20 protein-coding genes, 3 tRNA genes and 2 pseudogenes are annotated in these 23868 nt (G+C 71.2%); 11 read left to right on the top strand and 14 right to left on the bottom strand.

Features of this window, described 5'->3' with window-relative positions:
* The first annotated feature begins 144 nt into the window (after window positions 1–144).
* Together AB0F38_RS02555 and AB0F38_RS02550 are read left to right on the top strand one after the other, a co-directional pair.
* On the top strand, window positions 145–582 hold the full coding sequence (locus AB0F38_RS02555) for an NfeD family protein (protein ID WP_361885427.1): 438 nt from the start codon (window positions 145–147) through the stop codon (window positions 580–582).
* 33 nt (window positions 583–615) lie between these two features.
* Window positions 616–1719, top strand: a complete 1104-nt coding sequence (locus AB0F38_RS02550; RefSeq protein ID WP_361885423.1) for an SPFH domain-containing protein — start codon at window positions 616–618, stop codon at window positions 1717–1719.
* A gap of 487 nt (window positions 1720–2206) precedes the next feature.
* Here the strand turns inward: AB0F38_RS02550 and AB0F38_RS02545 are convergent.
* The 6 genes and pseudogenes from AB0F38_RS02545 to AB0F38_RS02520 form a co-directional block, all read right to left on the bottom strand.
* Window positions 2207–2461: pseudogene (locus tag AB0F38_RS02545) on the bottom strand (class F sortase); the annotation flags it as partial.
* A gap of 233 nt (window positions 2462–2694) precedes the next feature.
* A complete protein-coding gene (locus AB0F38_RS02540; protein ID WP_361885420.1) occupies window positions 2695–3102 on the bottom strand; it encodes a PIN domain nuclease in 408 nt (135 codons plus the stop codon).
* Window positions 3099–3332 carry a type II toxin-antitoxin system VapB family antitoxin gene (locus AB0F38_RS02535; RefSeq protein ID WP_361885417.1) on the bottom strand — a complete coding sequence of 78 codons (234 nt, stop codon included), beginning with the start codon at window positions 3330–3332 and terminating at the stop codon, window positions 3099–3101. The genes AB0F38_RS02540 and AB0F38_RS02535 overlap by 4 nt, the downstream gene beginning before the upstream one ends.
* A 318-nt stretch (window positions 3333–3650) precedes the next feature.
* A tRNA-Ile gene (locus tag AB0F38_RS02530) sits at window positions 3651–3727 on the bottom strand.
* Window positions 3728–3949: 222 nt separating this feature from the next.
* A tRNA-Asn gene (locus AB0F38_RS02525) sits at window positions 3950–4022 on the bottom strand.
* 5 nt (window positions 4023–4027) lie between these two features.
* A tRNA-Asn gene (locus tag AB0F38_RS02520) sits at window positions 4028–4100 on the bottom strand.
* A gap of 181 nt (window positions 4101–4281) precedes the next feature.
* Here AB0F38_RS02520 and AB0F38_RS02515 point away from each other — a divergent pair.
* The 4 genes from AB0F38_RS02515 to AB0F38_RS02500 all read left to right on the top strand — a co-directional run bounded on the left by AB0F38_RS02515 (window position 4282) and on the right by AB0F38_RS02500 (window position 9907).
* Complete coding sequence (locus tag AB0F38_RS02515) at window positions 4282–4593, top strand: YtxH domain-containing protein (protein WP_361886724.1); 312 nt, start codon at window positions 4282–4284, stop codon at window positions 4591–4593.
* Between the two features lie 71 nt (window positions 4594–4664).
* Complete coding sequence (locus AB0F38_RS02510) at window positions 4665–6110, top strand: FGGY family carbohydrate kinase (protein ID WP_361885414.1); 1446 nt, start codon at window positions 4665–4667, stop codon at window positions 6108–6110.
* A gap of 138 nt (window positions 6111–6248) precedes the next feature.
* The gene (locus tag AB0F38_RS02505) at window positions 6249–7982 is read left to right on the top strand and encodes an ABC transporter ATP-binding protein (protein WP_361885411.1); all 1734 of its coding nucleotides are present in this window, start codon (window positions 6249–6251) and stop codon (window positions 7980–7982) included.
* Window positions 7982–9907, top strand: a complete 1926-nt coding sequence (locus AB0F38_RS02500; RefSeq protein ID WP_361885408.1) for an ABC transporter ATP-binding protein — start codon at window positions 7982–7984, stop codon at window positions 9905–9907. The genes AB0F38_RS02505 and AB0F38_RS02500 overlap by 1 nt, the downstream gene beginning before the upstream one ends.
* An 83-nt stretch (window positions 9908–9990) precedes the next feature.
* Here AB0F38_RS02500 and AB0F38_RS02495 read toward each other — a convergent pair whose 3' ends face one another.
* From AB0F38_RS02495 to AB0F38_RS02475, 5 genes are all read right to left on the bottom strand, one after another.
* Window positions 9991–11076, bottom strand: coding sequence for an RNA polymerase sigma factor (locus AB0F38_RS02495; protein WP_361885405.1), 1086 nt, complete (start codon window positions 11074–11076; stop codon window positions 9991–9993).
* Window positions 11077–11273: 197 nt separating this feature from the next.
* Entirely contained in the window at window positions 11274–13181 is a 1908-nt protein-coding gene (gene dnaG, locus AB0F38_RS02490; RefSeq protein ID WP_361885402.1) for a DNA primase, read from the bottom strand.
* Window positions 13182–13274: 93 nt separating this feature from the next.
* Complete coding sequence (locus AB0F38_RS02485; RefSeq protein ID WP_361885399.1) at window positions 13275–14534, bottom strand: FAD-dependent oxidoreductase; 1260 nt, start codon at window positions 14532–14534, stop codon at window positions 13275–13277.
* Between the two features lie 119 nt (window positions 14535–14653).
* Window positions 14654–15982, bottom strand: coding sequence for a deoxyguanosinetriphosphate triphosphohydrolase (locus AB0F38_RS02480; protein WP_361885397.1), 1329 nt, complete (start codon window positions 15980–15982; stop codon window positions 14654–14656).
* A gap of 90 nt (window positions 15983–16072) precedes the next feature.
* Complete coding sequence (locus tag AB0F38_RS02475; protein ID WP_361885394.1) at window positions 16073–16990, bottom strand: sirohydrochlorin chelatase; 918 nt, start codon at window positions 16988–16990, stop codon at window positions 16073–16075.
* A 238-nt stretch (window positions 16991–17228) separates the two neighbouring features.
* On the opposite strand from AB0F38_RS02475, the pseudogene AB0F38_RS02470 reads away from it, so the two are divergent.
* Together AB0F38_RS02470 and AB0F38_RS02465 are read left to right on the top strand one after the other, a co-directional pair.
* Window positions 17229–17866 (top strand): annotated as a pseudogene (locus AB0F38_RS02470) (ElyC/SanA/YdcF family protein).
* 67 nt (window positions 17867–17933) lie between these two features.
* Window positions 17934–20009: a molybdopterin oxidoreductase family protein gene (locus AB0F38_RS02465; RefSeq protein WP_361885391.1), complete on the top strand. Its 2076-nt coding sequence runs from the start codon at window positions 17934–17936 to the stop codon at window positions 20007–20009.
* On the opposite strand, the gene AB0F38_RS02460 is transcribed toward AB0F38_RS02465, so the two are convergent.
* Together AB0F38_RS02460 and cutA are read right to left on the bottom strand one after the other, a co-directional pair.
* A complete protein-coding gene (locus AB0F38_RS02460) occupies window positions 19975–20427 on the bottom strand; it encodes a gamma-glutamylcyclotransferase family protein (RefSeq protein ID WP_361885388.1) in 453 nt (150 codons plus the stop codon). The genes AB0F38_RS02465 and AB0F38_RS02460 overlap by 35 nt on opposite strands.
* Complete coding sequence (gene cutA, locus AB0F38_RS02455) at window positions 20424–20762, bottom strand: divalent-cation tolerance protein CutA (RefSeq protein ID WP_361885385.1); 339 nt, start codon at window positions 20760–20762, stop codon at window positions 20424–20426. The genes AB0F38_RS02460 and cutA overlap by 4 nt, the downstream gene beginning before the upstream one ends.
* 207 nt (window positions 20763–20969) lie before the next feature.
* On the opposite strand from cutA, the gene AB0F38_RS02450 reads away from it, so the two are divergent.
* The 3 genes from AB0F38_RS02450 to AB0F38_RS02440 all read left to right on the top strand — a co-directional run bounded on the left by AB0F38_RS02450 (window position 20970) and on the right by AB0F38_RS02440 (window position 23036).
* Entirely contained in the window at window positions 20970–21431 is a 462-nt protein-coding gene (locus AB0F38_RS02450) for a DUF5990 family protein (RefSeq protein WP_361885383.1), read from the top strand.
* 339 nt (window positions 21432–21770) lie between these two features.
* Window positions 21771–22379, top strand: a complete 609-nt coding sequence (locus AB0F38_RS02445) for a hypothetical protein (RefSeq protein WP_361885380.1) — start codon at window positions 21771–21773, stop codon at window positions 22377–22379.
* A 24-nt stretch (window positions 22380–22403) separates the two neighbouring features.
* On the top strand, window positions 22404–23036 hold the full coding sequence (locus tag AB0F38_RS02440) for a class F sortase (RefSeq protein ID WP_361885377.1): 633 nt from the start codon (window positions 22404–22406) through the stop codon (window positions 23034–23036).
* Here AB0F38_RS02440 and AB0F38_RS02435 read toward each other — a convergent pair whose 3' ends face one another.
* The gene (locus tag AB0F38_RS02435; protein WP_361885374.1) at window positions 23037–23828 is read right to left on the bottom strand and encodes a TSUP family transporter; all 792 of its coding nucleotides are present in this window, start codon (window positions 23826–23828) and stop codon (window positions 23037–23039) included. It abuts the gene before it with no gap.
* Between the last annotated feature and the right edge of the window lie 40 nt (window positions 23829–23868).

Below are 23868 nucleotides of genomic sequence, written 5' to 3'. Positions count from 1 at the left end.
GCATCGCCTGCACCCTCATCCGCTACCGCCGACCGGCCACATGGGACGCCCTCCTAGCAATCAGTAATCGCACCGCCACGCCCGGGTCGGTTCGGCGCTCCGGAGGTAGCTTGGTAGGGAAGGCCTCCTGAGGAGGGTGATTCGATGCCGTGGTTCGTGTGGCTGCTCGCCGCTGCGGCACTGGGCGTCGCAGAGTTCTTCACCCTGACACTGGTCCTGGGGATACTGGCGGGCGCCGCGTTGGTTGCCGCCGTCGTAGCTGGTGTCGGTGTCGGCATTTTCGGCCAGCTCATAGCCTTGGGCGCAGCAGCAGCGGCGGGTCTCGCCATCGTCCGTCCCATCGCGCTGAGGCATATGGCACAGCAGCCCATGACCCGCGAGGGCAGTGACGCGCTGATCGGCAAGCGGGCCGAAGTCATGCAGGAGGTCACCGCGACCCGCGGCCTGATCAAACTCTCCGGCGAGGAGTGGTCCGCCCGCGCCCTCGACGAGAGCCTGGTGATCCCGGTGGGAGCGCTGGTGGAAGTCATGGAAATCGAAGGCGCCGCGGCCATCGTCTACCCCCGCGAGCTCCTTCCATGAACGGCTGAACACATAGCAACGGAGGCAGGCGCTGTGGACCCGGTTGTCATCCCCATTCTCGTGGCGGCCATCGTCGTCATCTTCCTCGTCGCCTCCACCGTGCGGATCGTCCCGCAGGCGCGCCGTTACAACATCGAGCGGTTCGGGCGATACCGCAGAACGCTCCAGCCCGGCCTGAACCTGGTCCTGCCGGTGGCGGACCGCGTCAACTCCAAACTCGACGTGCGCGAGCAGGTCTACTCGTCCGAGCCCAAGCCGGTGATCACCGAGGACAACCTCGTGGTGAATATCGACACCGTGCTCTACTACCAGATCACTGACCCGCGATCGGCGGCCTACGAAGTCGCCGACTATCTGCACGCGATCGATCAGCTCACCGTGACCACGCTGAGAAACGTCATCGGCAGCATGGACCTGGAGGGAACGCTCACCTCGCGGGAGGAGATCAACGCCCGGCTCCGCGCCGTCCTCGACGATGCCACCGGCAAATGGGGCATCCGGGTCAACCGCGTCGAGATCAAGGCCATCGATCCACCGCACACCATCAAGGAAGCGATGGAGAAGCAGATGCGGGCCGAGCGCGACAAGCGCGCGGCCATCCTGCACGCCGAAGGGGAGCGCCAAGCCAAGATCCTCACCGCCGAAGGCACGAAGCAGAAGGACATCCTGGAGGCACAGGGCACGCAGCAGGCCATGATCTTGCGGGCGGACGGCGAGGCAAAGGCGGTAGAGCTCGTCTTCCAGGCAGTCCACCGCAACAACGCCGACCCGAAGGTCCTTGCCTACAAGTATCTGGAGACGCTCCCTCACCTGGCGAGCAGCGACAACAACACGTTCTGGGTCATCCCGGGAGAGCTGACAGAAGCAGTTCGGACCGTCACCAGCGCGTTCGGTGACCAGTCGACGGCGGGTGCTCCCACATCCGTGCAGCCTGAGGAAGCAGCCGCCACCGGCGACACTTCGGAAGGGAACCGGATTCCGGAGCTCGATACCGGCTCGACGCTCCCGCTCGACGCTGCCAGGGCTACGGACGAGGCCGAGAAGCAGGCCGCCGCCGCGGTGAGCGACGCGAAGGCAGAGGCCGAGGCTGCGAAGTCGCCCCAGGTGCCGCGCCGGGGACAGACGTCCGGCGAGTGAGCCCACCCCCGGTGTCGGCTACGCACGCACCGGTGGACGTCTTCCACCTGGGCGGATCGTCCTTCCGGTTCAGGCGGATCGCCCCCGGTCAGGACTTCGACGAGGCCGCCCGATCATGCCTCGATCGCCACGAGACGGCAGCGGCCTGAAAGCCACACCCAGCAACCCTGGGCGACCCGGCCCTGTGAATGGCTCGATCGGCCCGGTCAAGAAGGCAGAGCGGCCTGACCCGTAGCCGGATGGGTCTGACTATTCGCCTCGATTGCAGAGCCTGCCCCTGCTGTCGACGGGGAGGTAGCGGTGGGGGGAAGGCGATCCACTCGTCGCACCCTCCACACGTGCGTGGCGGTGGTGCGTCGTTCGCGGGCGACGCCGTCGGGTAAGGCCCGAACAACGTCGCCCGAAGTTGATCTCATGACTGATCTGCTTCAGGAGCTCCGGGACGGCCGCGAAGGAGAAACCGCTCAGGACGCCGAGCGGACGGCTGTCACGATGAGGTTGCTCTGATAGCCGCCTCGGTCGGGATCGGACGGGGCGCGCAGGTGATGAGGGCAAGGACTGGTTCGCCCTCACGCCGGAAGACGTCGGCAGGCATCCGGTCCTTCTTGACGATGCGTCGGGCGACGATCTCATACGCGATCGTCGTGTCGTCTCCTCGCTGGACGTCGACGCGGTCGGCGCGTACGTCGTAGAGGGCTGCGAGCTCGCCGAGTCCTCCTGTACGCGAGTCGACGTGTCCGACGAGGACGGCCGAGCCGTGAGCGTCGCCCGGCGCCGGCCCGAAGCGGTACCAGCCCGCCTGGGCCGGACGCCACCCACCGGGCCATCGCCGGCGTGCTCTCCGACCGGGCCTCCCAGCGGGGCACTCGCGACAAGCCGAGACCCGAACTCGTTCTCGTCAGCTCGGTGGCCTGCTGAATCACCTATCAAGCTGGCTACTGCGGTGATCAAGCGCTGACCGGATTCACTGAAGAGTCAGTCGCGTACGTCTCGTTGCTGCACGTCCTTCAGGACCATCCCCACCGCGGCGAAGTCGTTGTCCACGTGGAGCACAGTGTGACCGTGATGGACGGCCGTCGCACACACCAGGAGGTCGATCGCTCCGGCGGAGCGGTGCCGCCCTCGCTGGGTGAGTTTGTACTGCGCGGTGTCGACCCAGCGCCACGCGCTCTTGGGAACTGGGGCAGGGCGGCAGAGGTCATCCACCTCTTCTGCCAACTCGTCCCGATGAGCAGGGCTTGTGGCCGAGTAGAGGAACTCCACCCTCGTGGGCTCGCAGATATGGAACACACCGGCGGCGATATGTCCCTCCCAAGGCCGCACCGCCCCTGGCGTACGGAAGAGGTGCCACAGGGCTGACGTGTCGAGGAGGTACGTGATCACTCGAAAACTGCCCGTCGAGCGCGCTTGGCCGCCGCATGCGCCGCAGCCGCAGCCTCGAACTCGCCCCGCTCACCCCGCGCGGCCAGCTTCTCGGCAGCCTCCAGCCGCTTGATACGCGCCACGTAGTCCCGCAGAGCCCCGTTGACCGTCTCCTTCTTCGTCGAGACACCCATCAGCCGCATCGCCTCGGCCAGGGCCTCGTCATCCAGATCGACCTGAGTCACAGACATACCAGCCACCTCCCGCTCAGAGTCCATGATGTACATAACCACGACACATCACCAACATTTGCGGGCCACGGAACGAAACCGGCATCCGCAGGCCACACGCCGAGCAGGTGTCGTCGATGCCTCCAGGCAGGATCACAGCCTGAGCAGACATGGGAGCAAACACCACGCATCCCACGGAGAAATGACCAAAATGCCAGGTCACAGCCCCACGAAGCTCCTGAGCAATCAGAACGCCGCACATCCGCTGCACCGATTCGAGGTGCCGGAGGGCGCAAAGACCACGTTTCCGCAGGTCAGAACGTTTCCGCAGGGTGAAACTGGTGGGGCGGGTGGGACTCGAACCCACGGCCGACGGATTATGAGTCCGCTGCTCTAACCGGCTGAGCTACCGCCCCGTCTCGGCGTGGCGCGTACATGTGTGCGCGCCGTCTGCCGCAGCATAGCCGGTCATACGATCTCTTGCTGCGGGTGGCTGTCTTCGCGTGACCATGAAGACAGCCCTGCGTGCTGCCCGGTTCCGGGCGCCGGCACATCCGCCCCTGAAGCGTCACCGGAGCGTCCACGAAGGCCCTGCGGGGCACGCGAAAAAGGACCCCGAAGGGTCCTCTTCCGTTCCGCTCCCCCGACTGGACTCGAACCAGTAACCCTCCGGTTAACAGCCGAATGCTCTGCCAATTGAGCTACAGGGGATCGCGCTCCCCCGACTGGACTCGAACCAGTAACCTGCCGGTTAACAGCCGGCTGCTCTGCCAATTGAGCTACAGGGGATTGCTGCGTTGCCTCGAATCGTACCTGCCTGGCGGCTGCCGAGCGGCGCGCGTTCGCTGCGACACATACATTAGCGCAAGCAGGGGGGTGCTCCGCCAATCGGTATCGCCCGGGGTGATCTCCGGTCCGCGTGGGTAGGCGGGCAGCACACGTCGCACAGAGCGAAGGAAGGGTGGCAGCCATGCGGTACCGGCTCACGTTCATCGCCGGAGTGGCCCTCGGTTACGTGCTCGGCACGCGAGCCGGGCGCGAGCGCTACGAGCAACTGAAGAAGTCCGCGCAGCGGCTCTCCGAGAATCCCGCTGTGCGCAACGCCGCGGAGTCGGCCGCGCAGGGCGGCCGGGAGTTCGCGGGCAAGGCGTACCACTCCGTGAGTGAGAGGGTCGGGGACAAGATGCCCGTCTCCGTCTCCGACCGGGTGCGCACGCTGCGGGAGCGCAGTGGCCACAACGGTCACACCGGCAGCGACGACTGGGGCACCACGAACACCTGAACCGGGCCCCGTGCCGGGTGCCGGGTGGCGCCCGGTACGGAATGGTCTGCGGGTGCGGCAGAATCTTGGGTATGGGCATAGTCGCCGGCTTGGACAGTTCATCCGCCTTCACCCACATCGTCGTCTGCGACACGGACACGGGTGAGGTGCTGCGGCAGGGGTACGCCGCGCATCCCATCGAGGCCAAGGCCTCCGAGGTGGATCCGCAGGCGTGGCTGCTCTCACTCGGTGAAGCGGCCGCCGGCGGGCTGCTCGAGGGCGTGCAGGCCATCGGTGTGTCCGCGCAGCAGCACGGGCTGGTGCCGCTGGACCATCAGGGCAATCTCGTACGTCCCGCGCTGCTCGGAAACGACCGGCGGGCGCAGGTCGCCGCGGCCGATCTGATCGACGGGCTGGGCGGGCGGCAGGCCTGGGCGGAGGCCGTCGGGGCCGTGCCGCAGGCCGCGCAGCCGGTGTCGAAGCTGCGCTGGCTGGCCAGGACCGAGCCGGAGAACGCGCAGCGGGTCACCGCCGTCATGCAACCCCACGACTGGCTGGTGTGGCAGCTGCTCGGCAGGCCCGCCCGCCGGACCACCGACCGCGGTGCCGCGTCCGGCACCGGTTACTGGTCGGCGGGCTCGGGCTCCTACCGGCCCGATCTCGTGGAGCTCGCACTCGGCCATCAGGCCATGCTGCCCGAGGTGCTGGGCCCGGCCGACGCCGCCGGGACGACGCCCGAGGGGCTGCTGATCTCGGCGGGCACGGGCGAGACGATGGCCGCTGCGTTCGGGCTCGGGGTCGCGGTCGGGGACGCCGTGGTGTCGCTGGGCGCCTCGGGTTCGGTGATGGCCGTGCACCACGAGGCGCTGGCCGACCCGAGCGGGATGATCACCTCGTTCGCCGACGCGACGGGGATGCACCTGCCGGTGGTCCACACCTCGAACGCGGTGCGGGCGCTGCGTGGCTCCGTCGAGATGCTGGGCCTGGACGATCTGGACGAGCTGTCCGCGCTGGCGCTGAAGTCGACACCGGGTGCCTCGGGGCTCGTGCTCCTGCCGTACCTGGAGGGTGAACGCACCCCTCAACTGCCGCACACGGCCGGGACGCTGAGCGGTCTGCGGCGCGAGTCGATGAAGCCCGAGCATCTGGCGCGGGCGGCCTTCGAGGGGATGCTGTGCTCGCTGGCCGACGCCCTGGACGTGCTGCGCGGCCGGGGCGTGGAGGTGCGCCGGGTGTTCCTGCTGGGCGCGGCGGCCGAGCTGCCGGCCGTGCAGGCCCTGGCGCCCGCGGTGTTCGGTACGCAGGTCGTCGTACCGCAGCCCGCCCAGTACGCGGCGCTGGGTGCTGCCCGGCAGGCTGCCTGGGCGCTGGGGGTGTCGCAGGGGGCGCTCGACCCGCGCACTCCCCCGGCCTGGCAGGGTGCGGCGGCGCAGGTGCTGGATCCGGGCGAGGAGCTGACGGTGGGCCGTGCCGTGCGCCAGCAGTACGGGGCGACCCGGGACCAGATCCACCCGGGGGCGTTCGGCGGATCGGTCTGACGGGTGCGTGGCCCGGGTGCCGGGGCTTCCCGGCCCGGGCTTTCTTGACCCGGGCTTGAGGAAAAGCGTTGGCCGTCCTGGTGCGGCGTACCGGAGGATGGACCGGCCTCTGCCGTTCGCCGACTCCGAGAGAACCGCGTGCTCATAAAACTCCTGCGGACCTATCTCGGTCCGTACAGAAGACCGATCCTGCTGCTGGTGCTGCTCCAGCTCCTGCAGACCTGCGCCACGCTCTATCTGCCCAGCCTCAACGCGGACATCATCGACAACGGTGTCGTGAAGGGGGACACGGGCTACATCCTGGAGTTCGGCGGCGTGATGATCGTCGTCAGCATCGCCCAGGTCCTCTGCAACGTCGGCGCCGTCTACTACGGCGCCCGGACCGCCTCCGCGCTGGGGCGTGACGTGCGGGCCTCGGTCTTCGACCGGGTGCAGTCGTTCTCCGCACGCGAGTTCGGACGCTTCGGCGCTCCCTCGCTGATCACCCGCACGACCAACGACGTGCAGCAGGTCCAGATGCTCGTCCTGATGGCCTTCACCCTGATGGTCTCGGCGCCGATCATGTGCGTGGGGGGCATCATCATGGCGCTCGGCCAGGACGTGCCCCTGTCGGCGGTGCTGCTGGCCGTGGTGCCGGTGCTCGGCATCGCGGTGAGCCTCATCGTCAAGAGGATGCGACCGCTGTTCCGCACGATGCAGGAGCGGCTCGACACGGTGAACCGGGTGCTGCGCGAGCAGATCACCGGCAACCGGGTCATCCGGGCCTTCGTCCGCGACGGCTACGAGGAGGAGCGCTTCCGGGGCGCCAACACCGAGCTGACGGACGTCGCCCTGTCGACGGGCCGGCTGATGGCGCTCATGTTCCCGACCGTGATGACGGTGGTGAACCTGTCGTCCGTCGCCGTGGTCTGGTTCGGCGCCCACCGCATCGACGGCGGCGGGATGCAGATCGGTGCGCTGACCGCGTTCCTCGCCTATCTGATGCAGATCGTCATGTCGGTGATGATGGCCACCTTCATGTTCATGATGGTTCCGCGCGCCGAGGTCTGCGCCGAGCGCGTCCAGGAGGTCCTGGAAACCGATTCGAGCGTGGTGCCGCCGGCCGCCCCCGTCAGGGAGCTGCTCACCCACGGCCATCTGGAGCTACGGGGCGCCGAGTTCCGCTACCCCGGTGCCGAGGAGCCCGTGCTGCGCTCGGTCGATCTGGTGGCGCGGCCCGGCGAGACGACCGCGGTCATCGGGTCGACGGGCAGCGGGAAGTCGACGCTGCTCGGGCTCGTACCGCGACTGTTCGATGTGACGGACGGCGATGTGCTGGTCGGAGGTGCGGACGTGCGGACGGTGGATCCCGTCCTGCTGGCGAGGACCGTGAGCCTGGTTCCGCAGAAGCCGTATCTGTTCTCCGGGACGGTCGCGACGAATCTGCGGTACGGGAACCCGGACGCGACGGACGAGGAGCTGTGGCACGCCCTGGAGGTGGCCCAGGCGAAGGACTTCGTGGAGCAGCTGGAGCACGGTCTGGACGCGCCGATCGCGCAGGGCGGCACCAATGTCTCCGGTGGGCAGCGGCAGCGGCTCGCGATCGCGCGGACGCTGGTGCAGCGGCCGGAGATCTACCTCTTCGACGACTCCTTCTCGGCGCTGGACTACGCGACGGACGCCGCGCTGCGCGGTGCGCTCGCCCGGGAGACGGCGGGAGCGACCGTGGTGATCGTGGCGCAGCGGGTGTCCACCATCCGTGACGCGGACCGGATCGTGGTGCTGGACGAGGGCCGGGTCGTCGGGACGGGCAGCCACCGCGAGCTGATGGACGGCAATGAAACGTACCGGGAGATCGTGCTCTCCCAGCTGACGGAAGCGGAGGCCGCCTGATGGCCGGGCCGGGCGGACGGATGATGGCCGGTGGGCCCACCGAGCGGTCCATGGACTTCAAGGGGTCCGGGAAGCGGCTGGTGAGGAGGTTCAGCAAGGAGAAGTCCTCGCTGTATCTGATGCTGGGCGCCGGGACGCTGAGTGTGGCGCTGTCGGTGGTCGGGCCGAAGATCCTCGGTGCGGCCACGGACCTGATCTTCGCGGGGGTCGTCGGCCGGCAGATGCCGGACGGCCTGTCGAAGGCCGAGGCCGTCGACGGACTGCGGGAGGAGGGCAGCGGCGGGCTGGCCGACATGCTGTCCGGGGTGGACTTCGTCCCCGGCGAAGGCATCGACTTCGGTGCGGTGGGGAACGTCCTGCTGGCGGCGCTGGTGGTGTACGTCCTCGCCGGGCTCCTGATGCTCGTGTCGACCAGGCTCTCGATCCGGGTGATCAACCGGGTCGTGTTCCAGCTCCGCGAGGACCTCCAGACGAAGCTGGCGCGGCTGCCGCTGTCGTACTTCGACCGGCAGAAGCGCGGCGAGGTGCTGAGCCGGGCGACGAACGACATCGACAACATCTCGCAGACGATGCAGCAGACGATGGGCCAGCTCATCAACTCGGCTCTGACCATCGTCGGCGTACTGATCATGATGTTCTGGATCTCGCCGCTGCTCGCCCTGGTGGCGCTGGTGACCATCCCGCTGTCGGTGCTGGTCGCGGCGCAGGTGGGCAGGCGGTCGCAGCCGCAGTTCGTGGCGCAGTGGAAGGTGACGGGCAGGCTCAACGCCCACATCGAGGAGATGTACACCGGGCACACCCTGGTGAAGGTCTTCGGGCGGCAGAACGAGTCCGCGAGGGACTTCGCCGAGCAGAACGACGCGCTGTACGAGGCGGGCTTCAAGGCACAGTTCAACAGCGGGATCATGCAGCCGCTGATGATGTTCGTCTCGAACCTGAACTATGTGCTGGTCGCGGTCGTCGGCGGTCTGCGGGTCGCTTCGGGTGCGCTGTCGATCGGTGACGTGCAGGCGTTCATCCAGTACTCGCGGCAGTTCTCGATGCCGCTGACCCAGGTCGCCTCGATGGCGAACCTGGTGCAGTCGGGCGTCGCGTCGGCCGAGCGGATCTTCGAACTGCTGGACGCCGAGGAGCAGGCGCCCGATCCGGTGCCGGCCGAGCGGCCCGCGAAGCTGCGGGGCAGCGTGGCTCTGGAGAAGGTGGCCTTCCGGTACGACCCGGAGAAGCCGCTCATCGAGGATCTTTCGCTGCGGGTGGAGCCGGGCCACACGGTCGCGATCGTCGGTCCGACCGGCGCGGGCAAGACGACGCTCGTCAATCTCCTGATGCGGTTCTACGAGGTCACGGGCGGCCGGATCACCCTCGACGGGGTCGACGTGGCGAAGATGTCGCGCGACCAGCTGCGCTCGGTCATAGGCATGGTGCTCCAGGACACCTGGCTGTTCGGCGGCACGATCGCGGAGAACATCGCCTACGGGGCCTCGCGCGAGGTCACCCGGGAGGAGATCGGGGAGGCTGCGCGGGCGGCCCACGCCGACCGGTTCATCCGTACGCTGCCGGACGGCTACGACACGGTGCTCGACGACGAGGGGTCCGGGGTCAGCGCGGGCGAGAAGCAGCTGATCACCATTGCGCGGGCCTTCCTGTCGGACCCCGTGATCCTGGTGCTCGACGAGGCCACCAGCTCGGTGGACACCCGTACGGAGGTGCTGATCCAGAAGGCGATGGCGCGGCTCGCGCACGGCCGGACGAGCTTCGTGATCGCGCACCGGCTGTCAACGATCCGGGATGCCGATGTGATCCTCGTGATGGAGAACGGCTCGATCGTCGAGCAGGGCACGCACGAGGGACTGCTGGAGGCCGGGGGTGCCTACGCCCGGCTGTACGCGGCGCAGTTCGCGCAGGCGCCGGCCGAGATCGACTGACCGCCGGCGGGGAGAGCGCCGGGAACGGTTCCTGACTCCCCGCGGGTCCCGGGCTCCGGCCCCGGACCCGCGGGGACCGGGGCTCAGTCCAGGTAGCCGCGGAGCTGGTCGGCGAAGGCGTGGTCGCGCAGCTTGTTCAGGGTCCTGGACTCGATCTGCCGGATGCGTTCGCGGGTCACGCCGAAGATGCGGCCTATCTCCTCGAGGGTGCGGGGCCGTCCGTCGTCCAGTCCGTAGCGCAGCTGGACCACCTTCCGCTCGCGCTCGCCGAGCGTGGAGAGCACAGCCTCCAGGTGTTCGCGCAGGAGGAGGAAGGCGGCGGACTCGACGGGTGAGGCCGCGTCGCCGTCCTCGATCAGGTCTCCGAGGGCGACGTCGTCCTCCTCCCCGACGGGAGCGTGCAGGGAGACGGGTTCCCGGGCGAGGCGCAGGACCTCGCCGACCCGCTCGGGCGTCAGATCGAGCTGGGCCGCGACCTCTTCGGCGGTCGGCTCGTAGCCGCGCTCCTGGAGCAGGCGGCGCTGGACGCGTACGACGCGGTTGATCAGCTCGACGACATGGACCGGGACCCTGATGGTCCGGGCCTGGTCGGCGAGGGCCCGGGACATCGCCTGGCGGATCCACCAGGTCGCGTACGTGGAGAACTTGTAGCCCCGGGCGTAGTCGAACTTCTCCACCGCCCTGATCAGCCCGAGGTTCCCCTCCTGGACCAGGTCGAGCATGGTCAGGCCCCGGCCGACGTACCGCTTGGCCACCGAGACGACGAGGCGCAGGTTGGCCTCGATGAGGCGGCGTTTCGCCATCCGTCCCATGACGACGATCCGGTCCAGGTCGAACGCGAGCCGGGAGTCCGGGTCCGGGGTGCCGGCCAGGCGTTCCTCGGCGAAGAGCCCCGCTTCGACGCTGCGGGCGAGGTCCACCTCCTCGGCGGCGGTGAGCAGCGGGATCCGGCCGATCTCCCGCAGGTACTGCCGGAAGAGATCGGACGACGGGCCGCCGGCTTCCTGGCGGCGCGGCTCCGGGGCCTCGGGGACCTCCACGGGGTCCTCCCTCACCGGGTCGGGTGCGCCCGGGGGCGGGACGGCCGCCTCCGGGTGGCGGTCGGCCCGGTGCTGAGCGGGAATCGCCGGGACATGCCCGGTCGGGGTCGTCACGGTCCGGGTCTGCACGGGGGCGACCTCCAGGTGATCGCTGCCGGACCGCGGTGATGGGGGGCCCGCCCTGGGTGGACCGTCCGCGCTCCGATGACTCAGGCACCGCCACCCAGTGTGGCGTACGACACATCACTGCCACGAGGGGCGTGCGGTGACTTTCTGGGTCCGTCCGTGACCCGCGGGTCACCTCGCGGGGCGGGCCGTGGTACGGATCAGAGCGCGGCCGCGCCGTGGCTCCGCAGCGACTGGGCGTACTGCTGGAGTACCCAGACCTCGTTCTGCGCGGCGGCCAGATGGTCCGGGGCCACGTTGCTCCCGAGGCGGGCGAGGCTGCCCTGGACGTCGTCGATCCTGCGGTCGACGGCGCGCAGGCGGACCTGGACGAGCTGCATGCCCGCGTAGGTCTCGTCGATCGACTTGCCGTGGAACACCTCGACGGCGAGCTCCGTGACGAGGTTGCGCACGGTGTCGTTCGGGGCCGCGTCCAGGACGGCGGCCAGGTACTCGCGGGTCTCGGCCATGCCCTGCTCGGCGCCACCCGCCTCCGCGACGCACTGGCGCACGGCCGCGTACGGCGGGGCGGTGAATTCGTCGATGCCGTAGGCGTCGAAGGCTGGGGAGACCAGCGCGGGCTTCTGCAAAGCGAGCTTGAGCAGCTCGCGCTCGGTGCGGTGGGCGGGGCTGCGGAGGTTCAGCGCGGGGCCGGAGGGTGCCTTGGGCGCCTGGACCTGCTGCTGCGGGGGGCCGCCGCGGGAGGGCCCGGCCTGTCCGGTCCCGCGCTCGCCCCGGTCGCGGGCCCAGCGGGCGATCTGGCCGACGCGCTTGACCACGAACTGGGTGTCGAGGATGCCGAGCAGGCCGGCCAGCTGGACGGCGACCTCGTGCTGCGAGGAGCTGTTCTTGATCCGGGCGACCACAGGCGCCGCCTCGTCGAGCGCCGCGGCGCGGCCGGCCGGGGTCTCCAGGTCGTACCGGCCGACGATCTGGCGCAGCGCGAACTCGAAGAGCGGGGTGCGGGGTTCGACCAGGTCGCGGACGGCGTCGTCGCCCTTGGCCAGGCGCAGGTCGCACGGGTCCATGTTGTCCGGCGCGATCGCGATGTACGTTTCGGCGGCGAACTTCTGGTCGTCCTCGAAGGCGCGCAGGGCCGCCTTCTGCCCGGCCGCGTCGCCGTCGAAGGTGAAGATCACGCGGGCGCTGCCGTTGTCCATCAGGAGCCGTCTGAGGATCTTGATGTGGTCGTTGCCGAACGCCGTGCCGCAGGTGGCGATGGCGGTGGTGATCCCGGCGAGGTGGCAGGCCATGACGTCGGTGTAGCCCTCGACGACGACGGCCCGGCTGGCCTTGGCGATGTCCTTCTTGGCCAGGTCGATGCCGTACAGCACCTGGGACTTCTTGTAGATCGAGGTCTCGGGGGTGTTGAGGTACTTCGGGCCGTTGTCGTCGTCGCGGAGCTTGCGGGCACCGAAGCCGACGATCTCGCCGGAGGTGTCGCTGATGGGCCACATCAGCCGGCCGCGGAAGCGGTCGATGGGGCCGCGGCGGCCGTCCTGCGAGAGGCCGGAGCTGATGAGCTCCTTGTCGCTGAAGCCCTTGCCGCGCAGGAACCGGGTGAGGTGGTCCCAGCCGGCGGGGCTGTATCCGACGCCGAAGTGGGCCGCCGCGTCCTGGTCGAAGCCGCGCCCGGCGAGGAACTTCCGGCCGATCTCCGCTTCGGGGCCGTCGAGCTGCTCGCGGTAGAAATCGGCGGCGATCTTGTGGGCCTCGACCAGCCGGATGCGCTCGCCGCGCTGGTGGGAGGGGTTGTAGCCGCCCTCCTCGTACCGCAGGGTGATGCCCGCCTTGGCGGCGAGGCGCTCGACCGTCTCGGAGAAGGTGAGGTGGTCGATCTTCATCACGAAGGCGATCGTGTCGCCGCCCTCCTGGCACCCGAAGCAGTGGAAGAGACCCTTGCTCGGGCTGACCTGGAAGGAGGGGGACTTCTCGTCGTGGAAGGGACACAGGCCCTTGAGGTTTCCGCCGCCCGCGTTGCGCAGTTGGAGGTACTCGGAGACTACGGCGTCGATCGGGACCGCGTCCCGTACCGCCTTCACGTCGTCGTCGTTGATCCTGCCTGCCACGGGTGAAGTCTACGGGTGGGGCCGGACGTCCGGGACCGGCCGGCGGCGGGAGCGGAGGTGTCCGCCGCCGGCCGGTCCCGGATGCCGGACCGGTCAGAGCAGGGACCGCAGCGGCACCGACGGGTCTCCCAGGGCGTCCGGGTCGGTCTGCCGGCCGGACCGGATGAGCTCCTGGACGGTCTCGGTGACGTCCCACACATTGACGTTCATCCCGGCGAGCACCCGGCGGTCCTTCAGCCAGAACGCGATGAACTCCCGCTTTCCGGCGTCCCCGCGGATGACCACCTGGTCGTACGAGCCCGGCGGAGCCCAGCCCGAGTACTCCAGGCCGAGGTCGTACTGGTCGGAGAAGAAGTACGGGACCCGGTCGTAGGAGACCTCCTGGCCCAGCATGGCCCGCGCGGCGGCCGGGCCGCTGTTCAGGGCGTTGGCCCAGTGCTCCACCCGGAGCCGGGTGCCGAGCAGCGGGTGGTCCACGGCCGCGATGTCCCCGGCGGCGAAGATGTGCGGGTCCGAGGTGCGCAGCGTGGCGTCCACGGCGACTCCGCCGCCCTGCGCCCGGTCGGCCATGTCGAGCCCGGCGGCCTCGGCGAGGGCGGTGCGCGGCGCGGCACCGATCGCGGCGAGCACGTCGTGGGCGGGGTGCTCCTCGCCGTCGTCGGTGCGGGCGGCGAGGACCAGGCCGTCCTCCCCGGTGATCTCGGTGAGGCGGGCGCCGAAGTGGAAGCGGACCCCGTGCTCGGTGTGCAGGTCGGTGAAGATCTGGCCCAGCTCCGGGCCGATGACGTGGTGCAGCGGGGTCGCGGAGGGTTCGACGATGGTGACCTCGGCGCCGTAGCCACGGGCCGCGGCGGCGACCTCCAGGCCGATCCAGCCGCCGCCGGCGATCACCAGGTGGCCGTTGTCGCGGCCGAGGGAGGCGAGGACGTTGCGCAGCCGGTCGGCGTGGGCGAGGCGGCGCAGGTGGTGGACGCCGACCAGGCCGGTCCCCGGGATGTCGAGGCGGCGGGGTTCGGCTCCGGTGGCGAGCAGCAGCTTGTCGTAGTGGACGACGGTGTTGTCCCCGAGCTGGACGGACCGCCCCTCCCGGTCGATGGAGGTGACGACCTGGCCGAGGTGGAGCTCGATGTCGGCCCCGGCGTACCAGGCCGTCTCGTGGACGTAGACGCTGTCCCGCTCGTCCTTGCCCGCGAGGTACCCCTTGGACAGGGGAGGCCGTTCGTACGGATGGTCGCGCTCGTCCCCGATCAGGATGACCCGGCCGGTGAAACCCTCCGCCCGGAGCGTCTCGGCCGCTTTCGCTCCTGCCAGTCCTCCGCCGACGATGACGAACGTCCGGTTTGCGTCGACCACGTGAAGCCTCCTCGGTGCTGTGCTGCGCGGCGCCACCACCTGCGAGCGTCCCGCACGCGGCGTGATGGCGAAAGGGGGTGTGCCCCCATCAGGTCACATCCAGGTCTCGTGTGGCCCGGTCACGGTCCAGTCTGCCCAACCCCGGTGAATGTCCGGTGCAGGGAGCGGGCCGAGGCGTCCGTGAGGGCGGCGATCTGGTCGACGAGGACCCGCTTGCGGGCCCGGTCGTCGGGTGCGGCCTCGTACAGGGCGCGGAACTGCGGCTCCAGGCCCTCGGGGGCGCGGGCGGTGAGCGCGGCGGCGAGTTCGGCGATGACGACCCGCTGGCCGGCGCGGATGACCTCCTGCTCGGCGCGCTGCATGACGTAGCGGTCGGCGACGGCCTTGAGTACGGCGCACTCGTTGCGGACCTCGGCCGGGACGACGAGTTCGGCCCCGTACCTGCCGAGCCGTCCCGGGCCGTACGCCTCGTGGGTGGCGGCCTCGGCGGCGAGGCAGAACCGCCCGATGAGCTGGCTCGTCGCGTCCTTCAGCCGGGCCTGGGCCACTGCGGAGCCGTCGTAGCCGTGCGGCCACCACTCCTGGCCGACGAGCCGGTCGAGGGCGTCGGCCAGCTCCTGCGGATCGGTGTCCGCGGGGACGTACCGGCCGATGGCGACCTCCCAGATCTCCCCGCGCTCGGGTGCGGCGAAGAGGCAGCTGGGGTCGATGTGCCCGGCGTGCAGCCCGTCCTCGAAGTCGTGCACCGAGTACGCGACGTCGTCGGACCAGTCCATGACCTGGGCCTCGAAGCACTTCCGGTCCCGCGGTGCGCCCTTGCGGACCCATTCGAAGACCGGCAGGTCGTCCTCGTACACCCCGAACTTCGGCGAGCCGGGATCCGTCGGGTGCTCGCCCCGGGGCCAGGGGTACTTGGTGGCGGCGTCCAGCGCGGCCCGGGTCAGGTTCAGTCCGACGCTGACGAGCTCACCGCTGCGGGTGTCGCGGACGAACCGCTTGGGTTCGAGCCGGGTCAGCAGGCGCAGCGACTGGGCGTTGCCCTCGAAGCCGCCGCAGTCCGACGCGAAGTCGTTGAGTGCCTGTTCGCCGTTGTGGCCGAAGGGCGGGTGGCCCATGTCGTGGGCGAGGCAGGCCGCTTCGACGAGGTCGGGGTCGCAGCCGAGTGCGGCGCCGAGCTCCCGGCCGACCTGGGCGCATTCCAGGGAGTGCGTGAGCCTGGTCCGGGGGCTGGCGTCCCAGGCGTGGCCGCGGGTCCCGGGCGTGACGACCTGGGTCTTCCCGGCGAGCCTGCGCAGGGCGGCGGAGTGCAGCACCCGGGCCCGGTCGCGCTGGAACGCGGTGCGGCCGGGCCGTTTGTCGGGCTCGGCGTCCCAGCGCTCGGTGTCGCCCGCGCCGTACGGCGTCGTGCCGTGCTCCTGTGTGATCCGGGTGTCGTGCGTACCGTCCATGACCTCGACAGTAACGGCCTGCCCACCGCGGGGAGGGGATCGGCGGGGGCGTCATGCGGTTCCGGCCCGCCGGGCGGGGCGGACCACGGTTCAGGCGGACGCCAGCAGGTCTGCGTGCGTCGGGGCGCCGTACGCGGGCGAGCCCTCGGCCAGGGCCTGGTCGTAGCGGTGCAGCAGGAGGCGTGCCATCGCCGGGTGCGCCCCGAGCGGTGCGGCGGCGATCCCGTCCACGGCGTCGGCCGCCGCCGTCGCGAAGCGGCCGGGTGCGGTGAAGTACGAGGCGAGGGCGACCCGGTGGCGGCCACGGGCGGCGAGGGCGCGCAGGGCGGCCGGCACGGTGGGGGTGGCGGCCGAGGAGTACGCGGCGACGACGGGCACCCCTCCGAGGCGGTCGCTGAGCATTCCGGCGGTGCGGCGGGCGTCGACGGCCGAGTCGGGGTCGCGCGATCCGGCGGCGGCGAGCACCACGGCGGTGCCGCGGCTCGTACCGTCCCCGGTCTGCCAGCCGGCCTCGACGAGGCGCTCGTACAGTGCCTCGACGAGCAGCGGGTGCGGCCCGAGCGGTGCGGCGACACGGGTCCGCAGGTGCCCGGCCGCCGCGGCTGCCAGGGGCAGGTCGTGCCGGACGTGGTGGCCGCGGCCGAGGAGCAGCGGCACGAGGACGGCGTCGCCCGCCCCGATGCCGTCCAGCGTCTTCGGCAGCAGGGGCTCGTTCAGCTCGATGTGCCCGGGCCGGACGTCGAGTCCGGGCCGCAGCTCCCGTACCCGGTCCAGGAGTTCCAGGACGGTGCGCAGGGCCTGCGGGTCCCGGCTTCCGTGCGCGACGGCGACCAGGGCCGGGGCGGGGCGGCGGACGTCGTTCCGGGTGCGGTGCATGGGGCTGCGGGTTCCGTTCCGGGAGACGAGGCTGAGCTGGATTCCGAGCTGCGAGGTGACACGGGTGAGGAGGTGCGCCGCGCTGTCGAGGGGCGGGGGCTCACGAGGGTGTTCCGGTGCCGTCTCCGTCATGAACCGATGATGACGGGCGGACGTTGCCGGGCCGTTTCCCACCGGTGACGGGTGTTTTCCGCCGCCTCACGGGGCGGCGGAATGCGATGTCAGGGCGGATGCCGGGGCGGGCCGCGAGGAGCGACCGCCGCGCCGTCCTCGTCCCTCTCGCCGTTGGAGGTCCTGGTACGGCGAACCTTTTCGCTCTCCCACTCGTCTCGTTCCCTGAGGGGTCGGGTACGGAACAGGGGGACCGCGCATGCGGCTGGGGGGACTGAAGCGGCCTACGGTGCCGAACCGGCTGGGCACCGCACGGCCACGGCTTCCGCGCACCCGGCGCGGGCAGCGGTGGCTCGTGCAGGGGCTGATGGTCGCCTGTGTGGTGGCCCTGGCACCCGCGACCTGGCTGCACACGAGGGCGGACGCCCGGGTGCGGACGACGGCGGACGCCCCCGCGCAGCAGGTGGCCGTGGTGTTCGGGGCCGGGCTGTGGCAGGGCAGGCCGTCTCCGTACCTCGCGCACCGGCTGGACGCCGCGGCCGAGCTGTACCGGACGGGCGGATCGTCAGCGACTACGCCGGTTTCGACACCTGGGACTCCTGCGTCCGCGCCAAGAAGATCTTCGGGGTCGACCGGGCGGTGCTGGTGAGCCAGGGCTTCCACATCCGGCGGGCGATCGCCCTGTGCCGGTCCGCCGGGATCGACGCGTACGGGGTGGGGGTCGACGCCGTACACGATGTGACCTGGTACTACGGCGGGACGCGGGAGGTGTTCGCGGCGGGCAAGGCGCTCCTGGACACCGTGTTCGAACCGGACCCGCACTTCCTGGGGCCGCGCGAGCCGGGGGTGACCGAGGCGCTCGCCGCGGACCTCACCGCCGGGGAGGGCGCGGGCTGAGGTGCGCGTACCGGGGGCGTAACCGGACGCACCGGTGCTCGTAATACCCGGCTCGCAGGCTGGGAGCATGGCCCGCACCGAGACGTCCACCCATTGCCCGTACTGCGCGCTGCAGTGCGGGATGAAGCTGCGACCGGTCACCGACGGCACGGTGGTCGAAGTCGTCGAGCGCACCGATTTCCCCGTCAACCGGGGGGCCCTGTGCGGCAAGGGGCGTACCGCTCCGGCCGTGCTCCGGGCCGGTGTCCGGCTGACCGGGCCTCTCGTGCGCGGCGCGGCGAGCGGCGAGCTCGAACCGGCCGGCTGGGACGAGGCCCTGCAGCGGATCGCCGACGGGCTGGGCAGGACGCGGGCCGAGCACGGGGCGGACGCCGTGGGGGTGTTCGGCGGTGGCGGACTGACCAACGAGAAGGCGTACGCGCTGGGGAAGTTCGCCCGGGTGGTGCTGGGCACCTCGCAGATCGACTACAACGGCCGCTTCTGCATGTCCTCGGCAGCTGCGGCGCACCAGCGGGCGTTCGGGCTGGACCGCGGGCTGCCGTTCCCGCTGGAGGACATCCCCCGGACCGGATGCGTGATCCTGGTGGGGTCGAACCTCGCGGAGACGATGCCGCCCGCGCTGCGGTATCTGACCGAGCTGCGGGAGAACGGCGGGCGGCTGATCGTCATCGATCCGCGCCGGACCAGGACGGCCGAGCAGGCTGATCTGCATCTGGCGCCCCGGCCGGGCACGGATCTGGCGCTCGCGCTCGGCATGCTGCATCTGGTCGTGGCGGACGGGCGGGTCGACGAGGAGTTCGTCCGCACCCGGACGAGCGGCTGGGACGAGGCCAGGGCCGGGGCGATGGCGCACTGGCCGGAGCTGGTGGAGCGCATCTCCGGGGTGTCGGTGCCTCAGCTGCGCGAGGCCGTGGAGATGTTCTGCGGGGCGGAGAGCGGGATGGTGCTCACCGCGCGTGGGCCCGAACAGCAGGCCAAGGGCACGGACACGGTGGGTGCCTGGATCAACTTCTGCCTGGCGACCGGCCGGGCGGGGCGTCCGCTGTCCGGGTACGGCTGCCTGACCGGACAGGGCAACGGCCAGGGCGGCCGGGAACACGGTCAGAAGGCCGACCAGCTGCCCGGTTACCGCAAGCTCACCGACCCTGCGGCCCGGCGCCATGTGGCCGGGGTCTGGGGCGTGGACCCGGACTCGCTGCCGGGGCCGGGACGCAGTGCGTACGAACTGCTGGACGCGCTGGGGCGCGATGTGAAGTCGCTGCTGGTGATGGCGTCCAACCCGGTCGTGTCCGCGCCGCGTGCCGGGCACGTCGAGGAGCGGCTGCGGTCGCTGGACTTCCTGGCGGTGGCGGACGTGGTGCTGTCGGAGACGGCGGCGCTGGCGGACGTGGTGCTCCCGGTGACCCAGTGGGCCGAGGAGACCGGGACGATGACCAGTCTGGAGGGCCGGGTGCTGCTGCGACAGCGGGCGGTCACTCCCCCGCCCGGGGTGCGCGGCGACCTGGAGGTGCTGAACGCGCTGGCCGGGCTCCTGGGGCACGGGAAGGGGTTCCCGGCCGATCCGGAGGAGGTCTTCGACGAGCTGCGGCGGGCCTCGGCGGGCGGACCCGCCGACTACGCGGGCATCACCTACGCCAGGATCGTGGCGGAGGACGGGGTGTTCTGGCCCTGCCCGGACGAGGAGCACGCCGGGACGCCCCGGCTGTTCCTGGAGCGGTTCGCGACGGACGACGGGCTGGCCCGGTTCGTCCCGGTCGTCCACCGGCCGGCGGCGGAGGAGACGGATGCCGCGTACCCGGTGGTGCTGACGACGGGCCGGGTCGTGTCCCAGTACCAGTCGGGGGCGCAGACCCGCCGGGTGGCCGAGCTGAACGCCGCCGCGCCGGGCCCCTTCGTGGAGCTCCATCCGCGGCTCGCCGAACGGATCGGGGTGGCCGAGGGCGACGCGGTCGCGGTCACCTCCCGGCGGGGGCGGGCGGTGGCGCCCGCGCGGATCACGGTCGCGATCCGGCAGGACACCGTGTTCATGCCGTTCCACTGGCCGGGCGAGGGCCGGGCCAACACCCTGACGAACCCGGCCCTGGACCCGGTGTCGCGGATGCCGGAGTTCAAGGTGTGCGCGGTGCGGGTGGAGGCCGGGTGAGCCAGTCCCCGCCGGGGACGGGCGTGCCGCCGGTGCGCAGGGAGCGGGTGACGGTGGTGGCCGCGAAGTAGACCCAGGCGCGGACGGGCTCCCCGGATCCCGGCCCGGTCACCGGGACGGCGCGGCGGACCACCCGCTCGTACAGATTGCGCGGGTGGTCAGGGCCCAGGTACTCCTCCAGGTCGTCCAGGAGGCCCAGCAGTTGCGCGTACGATCCCGGCGCGGCGGTGACGAGTGCGCCGTGGACCGTGCCGTGGCCCTCGACGGCGTACGGGTATCCGGGGCCTTCGTACAGGAGGGCACCCGGCAGCACGGCCGGGCGCTCCGCGCTCGTGCGGCCCCGCAGGAACCGGTCGTGGTTCCGTTGACCCGGGAGCAGAGTGCCGTACACGAAGAACGGCGGTCCGGTGCCGGTCACAGGGCCGCCGCCGCTGCCGTCTGAGCCGTCACCCAGCCGAGGTAGCGGGCGCTGCCCCGGACGATCCGCGTGGCGATGATCTCCGGGGTGTCGTAGTCGTGCGCCGCGACGAGGTGGGCCTCCAGCTCGTCGTACCGCTGGGCGGTGGTCTTGAACAGCACCTGCCACTCCTCGCTGGTCTCGATCGCGTTGCGCCAGCGGTAGACCGAGGTGACGGGTGCGGAGATCTGCGCGCAGGCGGCGAGCCGCGCCTCCACCGCGCCCTGGGCCAGGGCGTGGGCCTTCTCCTCGCTGTCCGTCGTGGTCTGTACGGTCAGCCATGCCGGCTCGGTCATGCGTGGGTCTCCTCGGTCTCGTCGGTGCGGGCTGCCCTTCGATTGTCGGCCCGGCCCGGTCCAGCCGCCGTACGGACGCGATTGTCCGGCCTCGCGCAGAGCTCGTCCCCACCGGACCAGTTGGCCGAGCGTCGTGCTCGCCGGGGCGTTCAACGGCTGCCGGGCCGGCCCTCACCCGGCCGGGGCCGGGTGCAGCACCATGGGGTCATGCAGATCCACATCGAGGCCTCAGAACTCCCGGGCCGCACCTGCCGGCCCGGCACCGTCTTCGCCGGTTTCGACAACATCCACGTCGGCGTGCAGCGCACGGACCGGCCCGACGAGATGCTCGGCCTGCATCCCGGCGACGCCGCCTCGGCCTCCTGGACCCTGGACTGCACCGCCGTGTCCACCGGAGACGGCATCGAGGTCTCGGGGCCGTACGTCCAGAACAGGCTCGGCGGCCGCTTCGTGTACCTGTCCTGGGGGTCGGTGGACGGGTCCGGGACCTTCACCATGTTCCGGCGGGCCAAACTCATGTTCGCCGACGTCACTCAGGACGTCCTGGAAGCCGCCGTGCTGACCGGGCACCTCACCGCGCGGTTGCGCCTGACCGACGACAGGGGGCTGCCGCGGTGCGCCCGCGTGCGCCCGCCGGACATCGCGTGGTCCGCCACGGACGGGACATGACACCGCCCTCACCGGTCCCGAGGGGGGTGGGCCGATGAGGGCGGTTGCCGTGGGGGCGGCCGGAGGGCTGCCGTCCCGTGGGGGGTGTGGACCGTGTTCCCGGCCTCCACGGGACCATGCGTGTGATGTGCGTCATATCGTGCGACAGGAAGGCATCACCCGATCGGCACCGGGCGGGCCGAGCGGTCGGCGCCACCACCGCGACCTGCGCCGGGCCGGTGGGGCGGGCGCTCTCCACTGGCCCGCACGGGTGAAAGCTGACTATGCGTCAGCAGGCGGCGGGCGGGCACCGGACGTTGTCTCGGAGGCAGGACACATCCGTCTGCCCGGAGGATTCCCATGCGCAGCCCTGCCCGCCTCGTGACCGGTACCGCCGCCGCGGCCCTCACCGCCGCCGCGCTCGGCCTCGCCACCACCCCGTCCGCGTACGCCCAGGGCGCGGCGGCGAGGCAGGAGTCGTCCGCCTGGCAGGTCCCGCGGGCGAATCCGGGGACCGATTCCGAGGAGGCAGGCTCCGGTGCGGGGACCGACCCGAAGCCGAAGACGGAACCCGGGGCGGATACCGACCCCGGTACGGGGACGGAGCTGACGGAGACGGAGCTGACCGACACCGAACTCATGGAGACCGGGCTCATGGAGACCGAACTCACCGAGACGGAGCTGACCGACACGGAGCTGACGGAGACGGGGGCACGGCCCGGAACGAGCCCGCGGCCCGAGCCCGTCAAGCCGCCGCCCGGGACGAAGCCCACACCGGTCCAGCCGTCCGCACCCCCGGCCAGGGCCTGGCCCGAGCGTCCCTCCGGGCACGTCAGGACCGGTGTCGGTGGCAGTGCCGGACCCGACACCGCCCAGCTCGTCGCGGGCGCCGCGGTCCTCGGCGCGGCGGCCGTCGGCGGCGCCCGGCTCGTGCGCCGACGTCACGCGGACGGCGCGCAGGCCGGCTGACGGCCACACCGCGAGGACGACGACGTGGACAGGACGACCCTGAGGTCCCGGGCATGGCTGGTGGGCGTCGCCGCGCTGTGCGGCGTCTGGCTCGTCCAGAACGGTGCGGCCACCCGGACCGTCGCGCCGCAGCCGGCCACCACCGAGGCCTTCGCCGCCGGCCCCGAACTGCGGCCCGGCGCACCGGTCGCCGGACCGCTGCGCGCCTCCGAGCCGGTCAGGATCCGCATCCCGGGCATCCGGGTGGACGCCCCCATGACGGGCCTGGCCCTGGGCCCGGACGGCAGCCTCGACGCACCGCCGGCCGAGGACCGCAACCTCGCGGGCTGGTTCAGGAACGGCACTCCGCCCGGCACGAAGGGCACCGCGATCGTCGCCGGCCATGTCGACAACGCCGAAGGGCCGTCCGTCTTCTACTCGCTCGGGTCGCTGAAGAAGGGCGCCCGGGTCGAGATCGACCGCGAGGACGGCCGCACCGCCGTCTTCTCGGTCGACGCGGTCGAGGTGTACGACAACGAGGACTTCCCCGACCAGCGGGTCTACGGCGCCTCGGCGCATGCCTCCCTGAGGCTGATCACCTGCGGCGGCGGCTTCTCGCGGGAGACCGGCTACCTGGGCAACGTGGTGGCGTACGCCCACCTCACCGACGTGCGGTGATCACGCGTTCCACTGGTCGAAGCCGAGCTTGGCGACGAGCGAGAAGACCACGACCAGCAGGACCCCACGGACGAAGTCGCTGCCCTTCCTGAGCGCCATCCGCGCCCCGAACATGCCGCCAGCCAGGTTGAACACGGCCATCAGCGCGGCCAGCTGCCACAGCACGGTGCCCTGGTAGGCGAACATCGCCAGCGCACCGGCGTTGGTGCAGACGTTCACGATCTTCGCGGTCGCGGACGCCGTCACCAGGTCGAGGTGGAGCACGGCGGTCAGGGCCAGCACCAGGAAGGTGCCCGTGCCGGGCCCGAACAGCCCGTCGTAGAAGCCGATGCCGCCGCCGACCAGCACGATCGCGGTGACGGTCCGAGCCCGGGTGACCTTACGGCCGGTCCCGTCGCCGGCCACCGCCGTGCCGAAGGAAGGCCGCAGCATGACGAAGGCCGCCACACCGAGCAGCACCACCATGATCACCGGGCGCAGCACATCGCTGCTGATCCCCGCGGCGAAGAAGGCGCCCGTCATCGACCCGGCCAGGGCCATGAGCCCGATCCGTACGGCGGTCCCCACCTGAACCGGCGCCTTGCGCACGTAGGTCACGGCGGCGCCCGAGGTGCCGACGATGGCGACCGCCTTGTTGGTGCCGAGGATGTGGGCGGCCGGAACGTTCGGCAGGCCGAGCAGCAGAGCGGGCAGGAGAAGGAGACCTCCGCCGCCCACCACGGCGTCGATCCAGCCCGCCGCGGCGGCGGCCAGGCAGAGCAGGACGAGGGTGGTCAGCGTTGTCTCGGGCATGTCCGTGACCTTAGGCAGGCGACAGGTGCCCAGTCCAACC

This window comes from Streptomyces sp. NPDC025273 (assembly GCF_040638585.1).
Taxonomy (GTDB): Bacteria; Actinomycetota; Actinomycetes; order Streptomycetales; family Streptomycetaceae; genus Streptomyces; species Streptomyces cinereorectus.
This window is presented reverse-complemented; position numbering and strand designations above follow the sequence as displayed.

Bases quoted from the DNA above. Each gene is read 5' to 3' on its own strand.
- AB0F38_RS02555 (WP_361885427.1), top strand. From the start codon at position 145: ATGCCGTGGTTCGTGTGGCTGCTCGCCGCTGCGGCACTGGGCGTCGCA.
- AB0F38_RS02535 (WP_361885417.1), bottom strand. From the start codon at position 3,332: ATGTCTGTGACTCAGGTCGATCTGGATGACGAGGCCCTGGCCGAGGCG.
- AB0F38_RS02515 (WP_361886724.1), top strand. From the start codon at position 4,282: ATGCGGTACCGGCTCACGTTCATCGCCGGAGTGGCCCTCGGTTACGTG.
- AB0F38_RS02510 (WP_361885414.1), top strand. From the start codon at position 4,665: ATGGGCATAGTCGCCGGCTTGGACAGTTCATCCGCCTTCACCCACATC.
- AB0F38_RS02500 (WP_361885408.1), top strand. From the start codon at position 7,982: ATGGCCGGGCCGGGCGGACGGATGATGGCCGGTGGGCCCACCGAGCGG.
- AB0F38_RS02480 (WP_361885397.1), bottom strand. From the start codon at position 15,982: ATGGACGGTACGCACGACACCCGGATCACACAGGAGCACGGCACGACG.
- AB0F38_RS02475 (WP_361885394.1), bottom strand. From the start codon at position 16,990: ATGACGGAGACGGCACCGGAACACCCTCGTGAGCCCCCGCCCCTCGAC.
- AB0F38_RS02465 (WP_361885391.1), top strand. From the start codon at position 17,934: ATGGCCCGCACCGAGACGTCCACCCATTGCCCGTACTGCGCGCTGCAG.
- cutA (WP_361885385.1), bottom strand. From the start codon at position 20,762: ATGACCGAGCCGGCATGGCTGACCGTACAGACCACGACGGACAGCGAG.
- AB0F38_RS02450 (WP_361885383.1), top strand. From the start codon at position 20,970: ATGCAGATCCACATCGAGGCCTCAGAACTCCCGGGCCGCACCTGCCGG.
- AB0F38_RS02445 (WP_361885380.1), top strand. From the start codon at position 21,771: ATGCGCAGCCCTGCCCGCCTCGTGACCGGTACCGCCGCCGCGGCCCTC.
- AB0F38_RS02435 (WP_361885374.1), bottom strand. From the start codon at position 23,828: ATGCCCGAGACAACGCTGACCACCCTCGTCCTGCTCTGCCTGGCCGCC.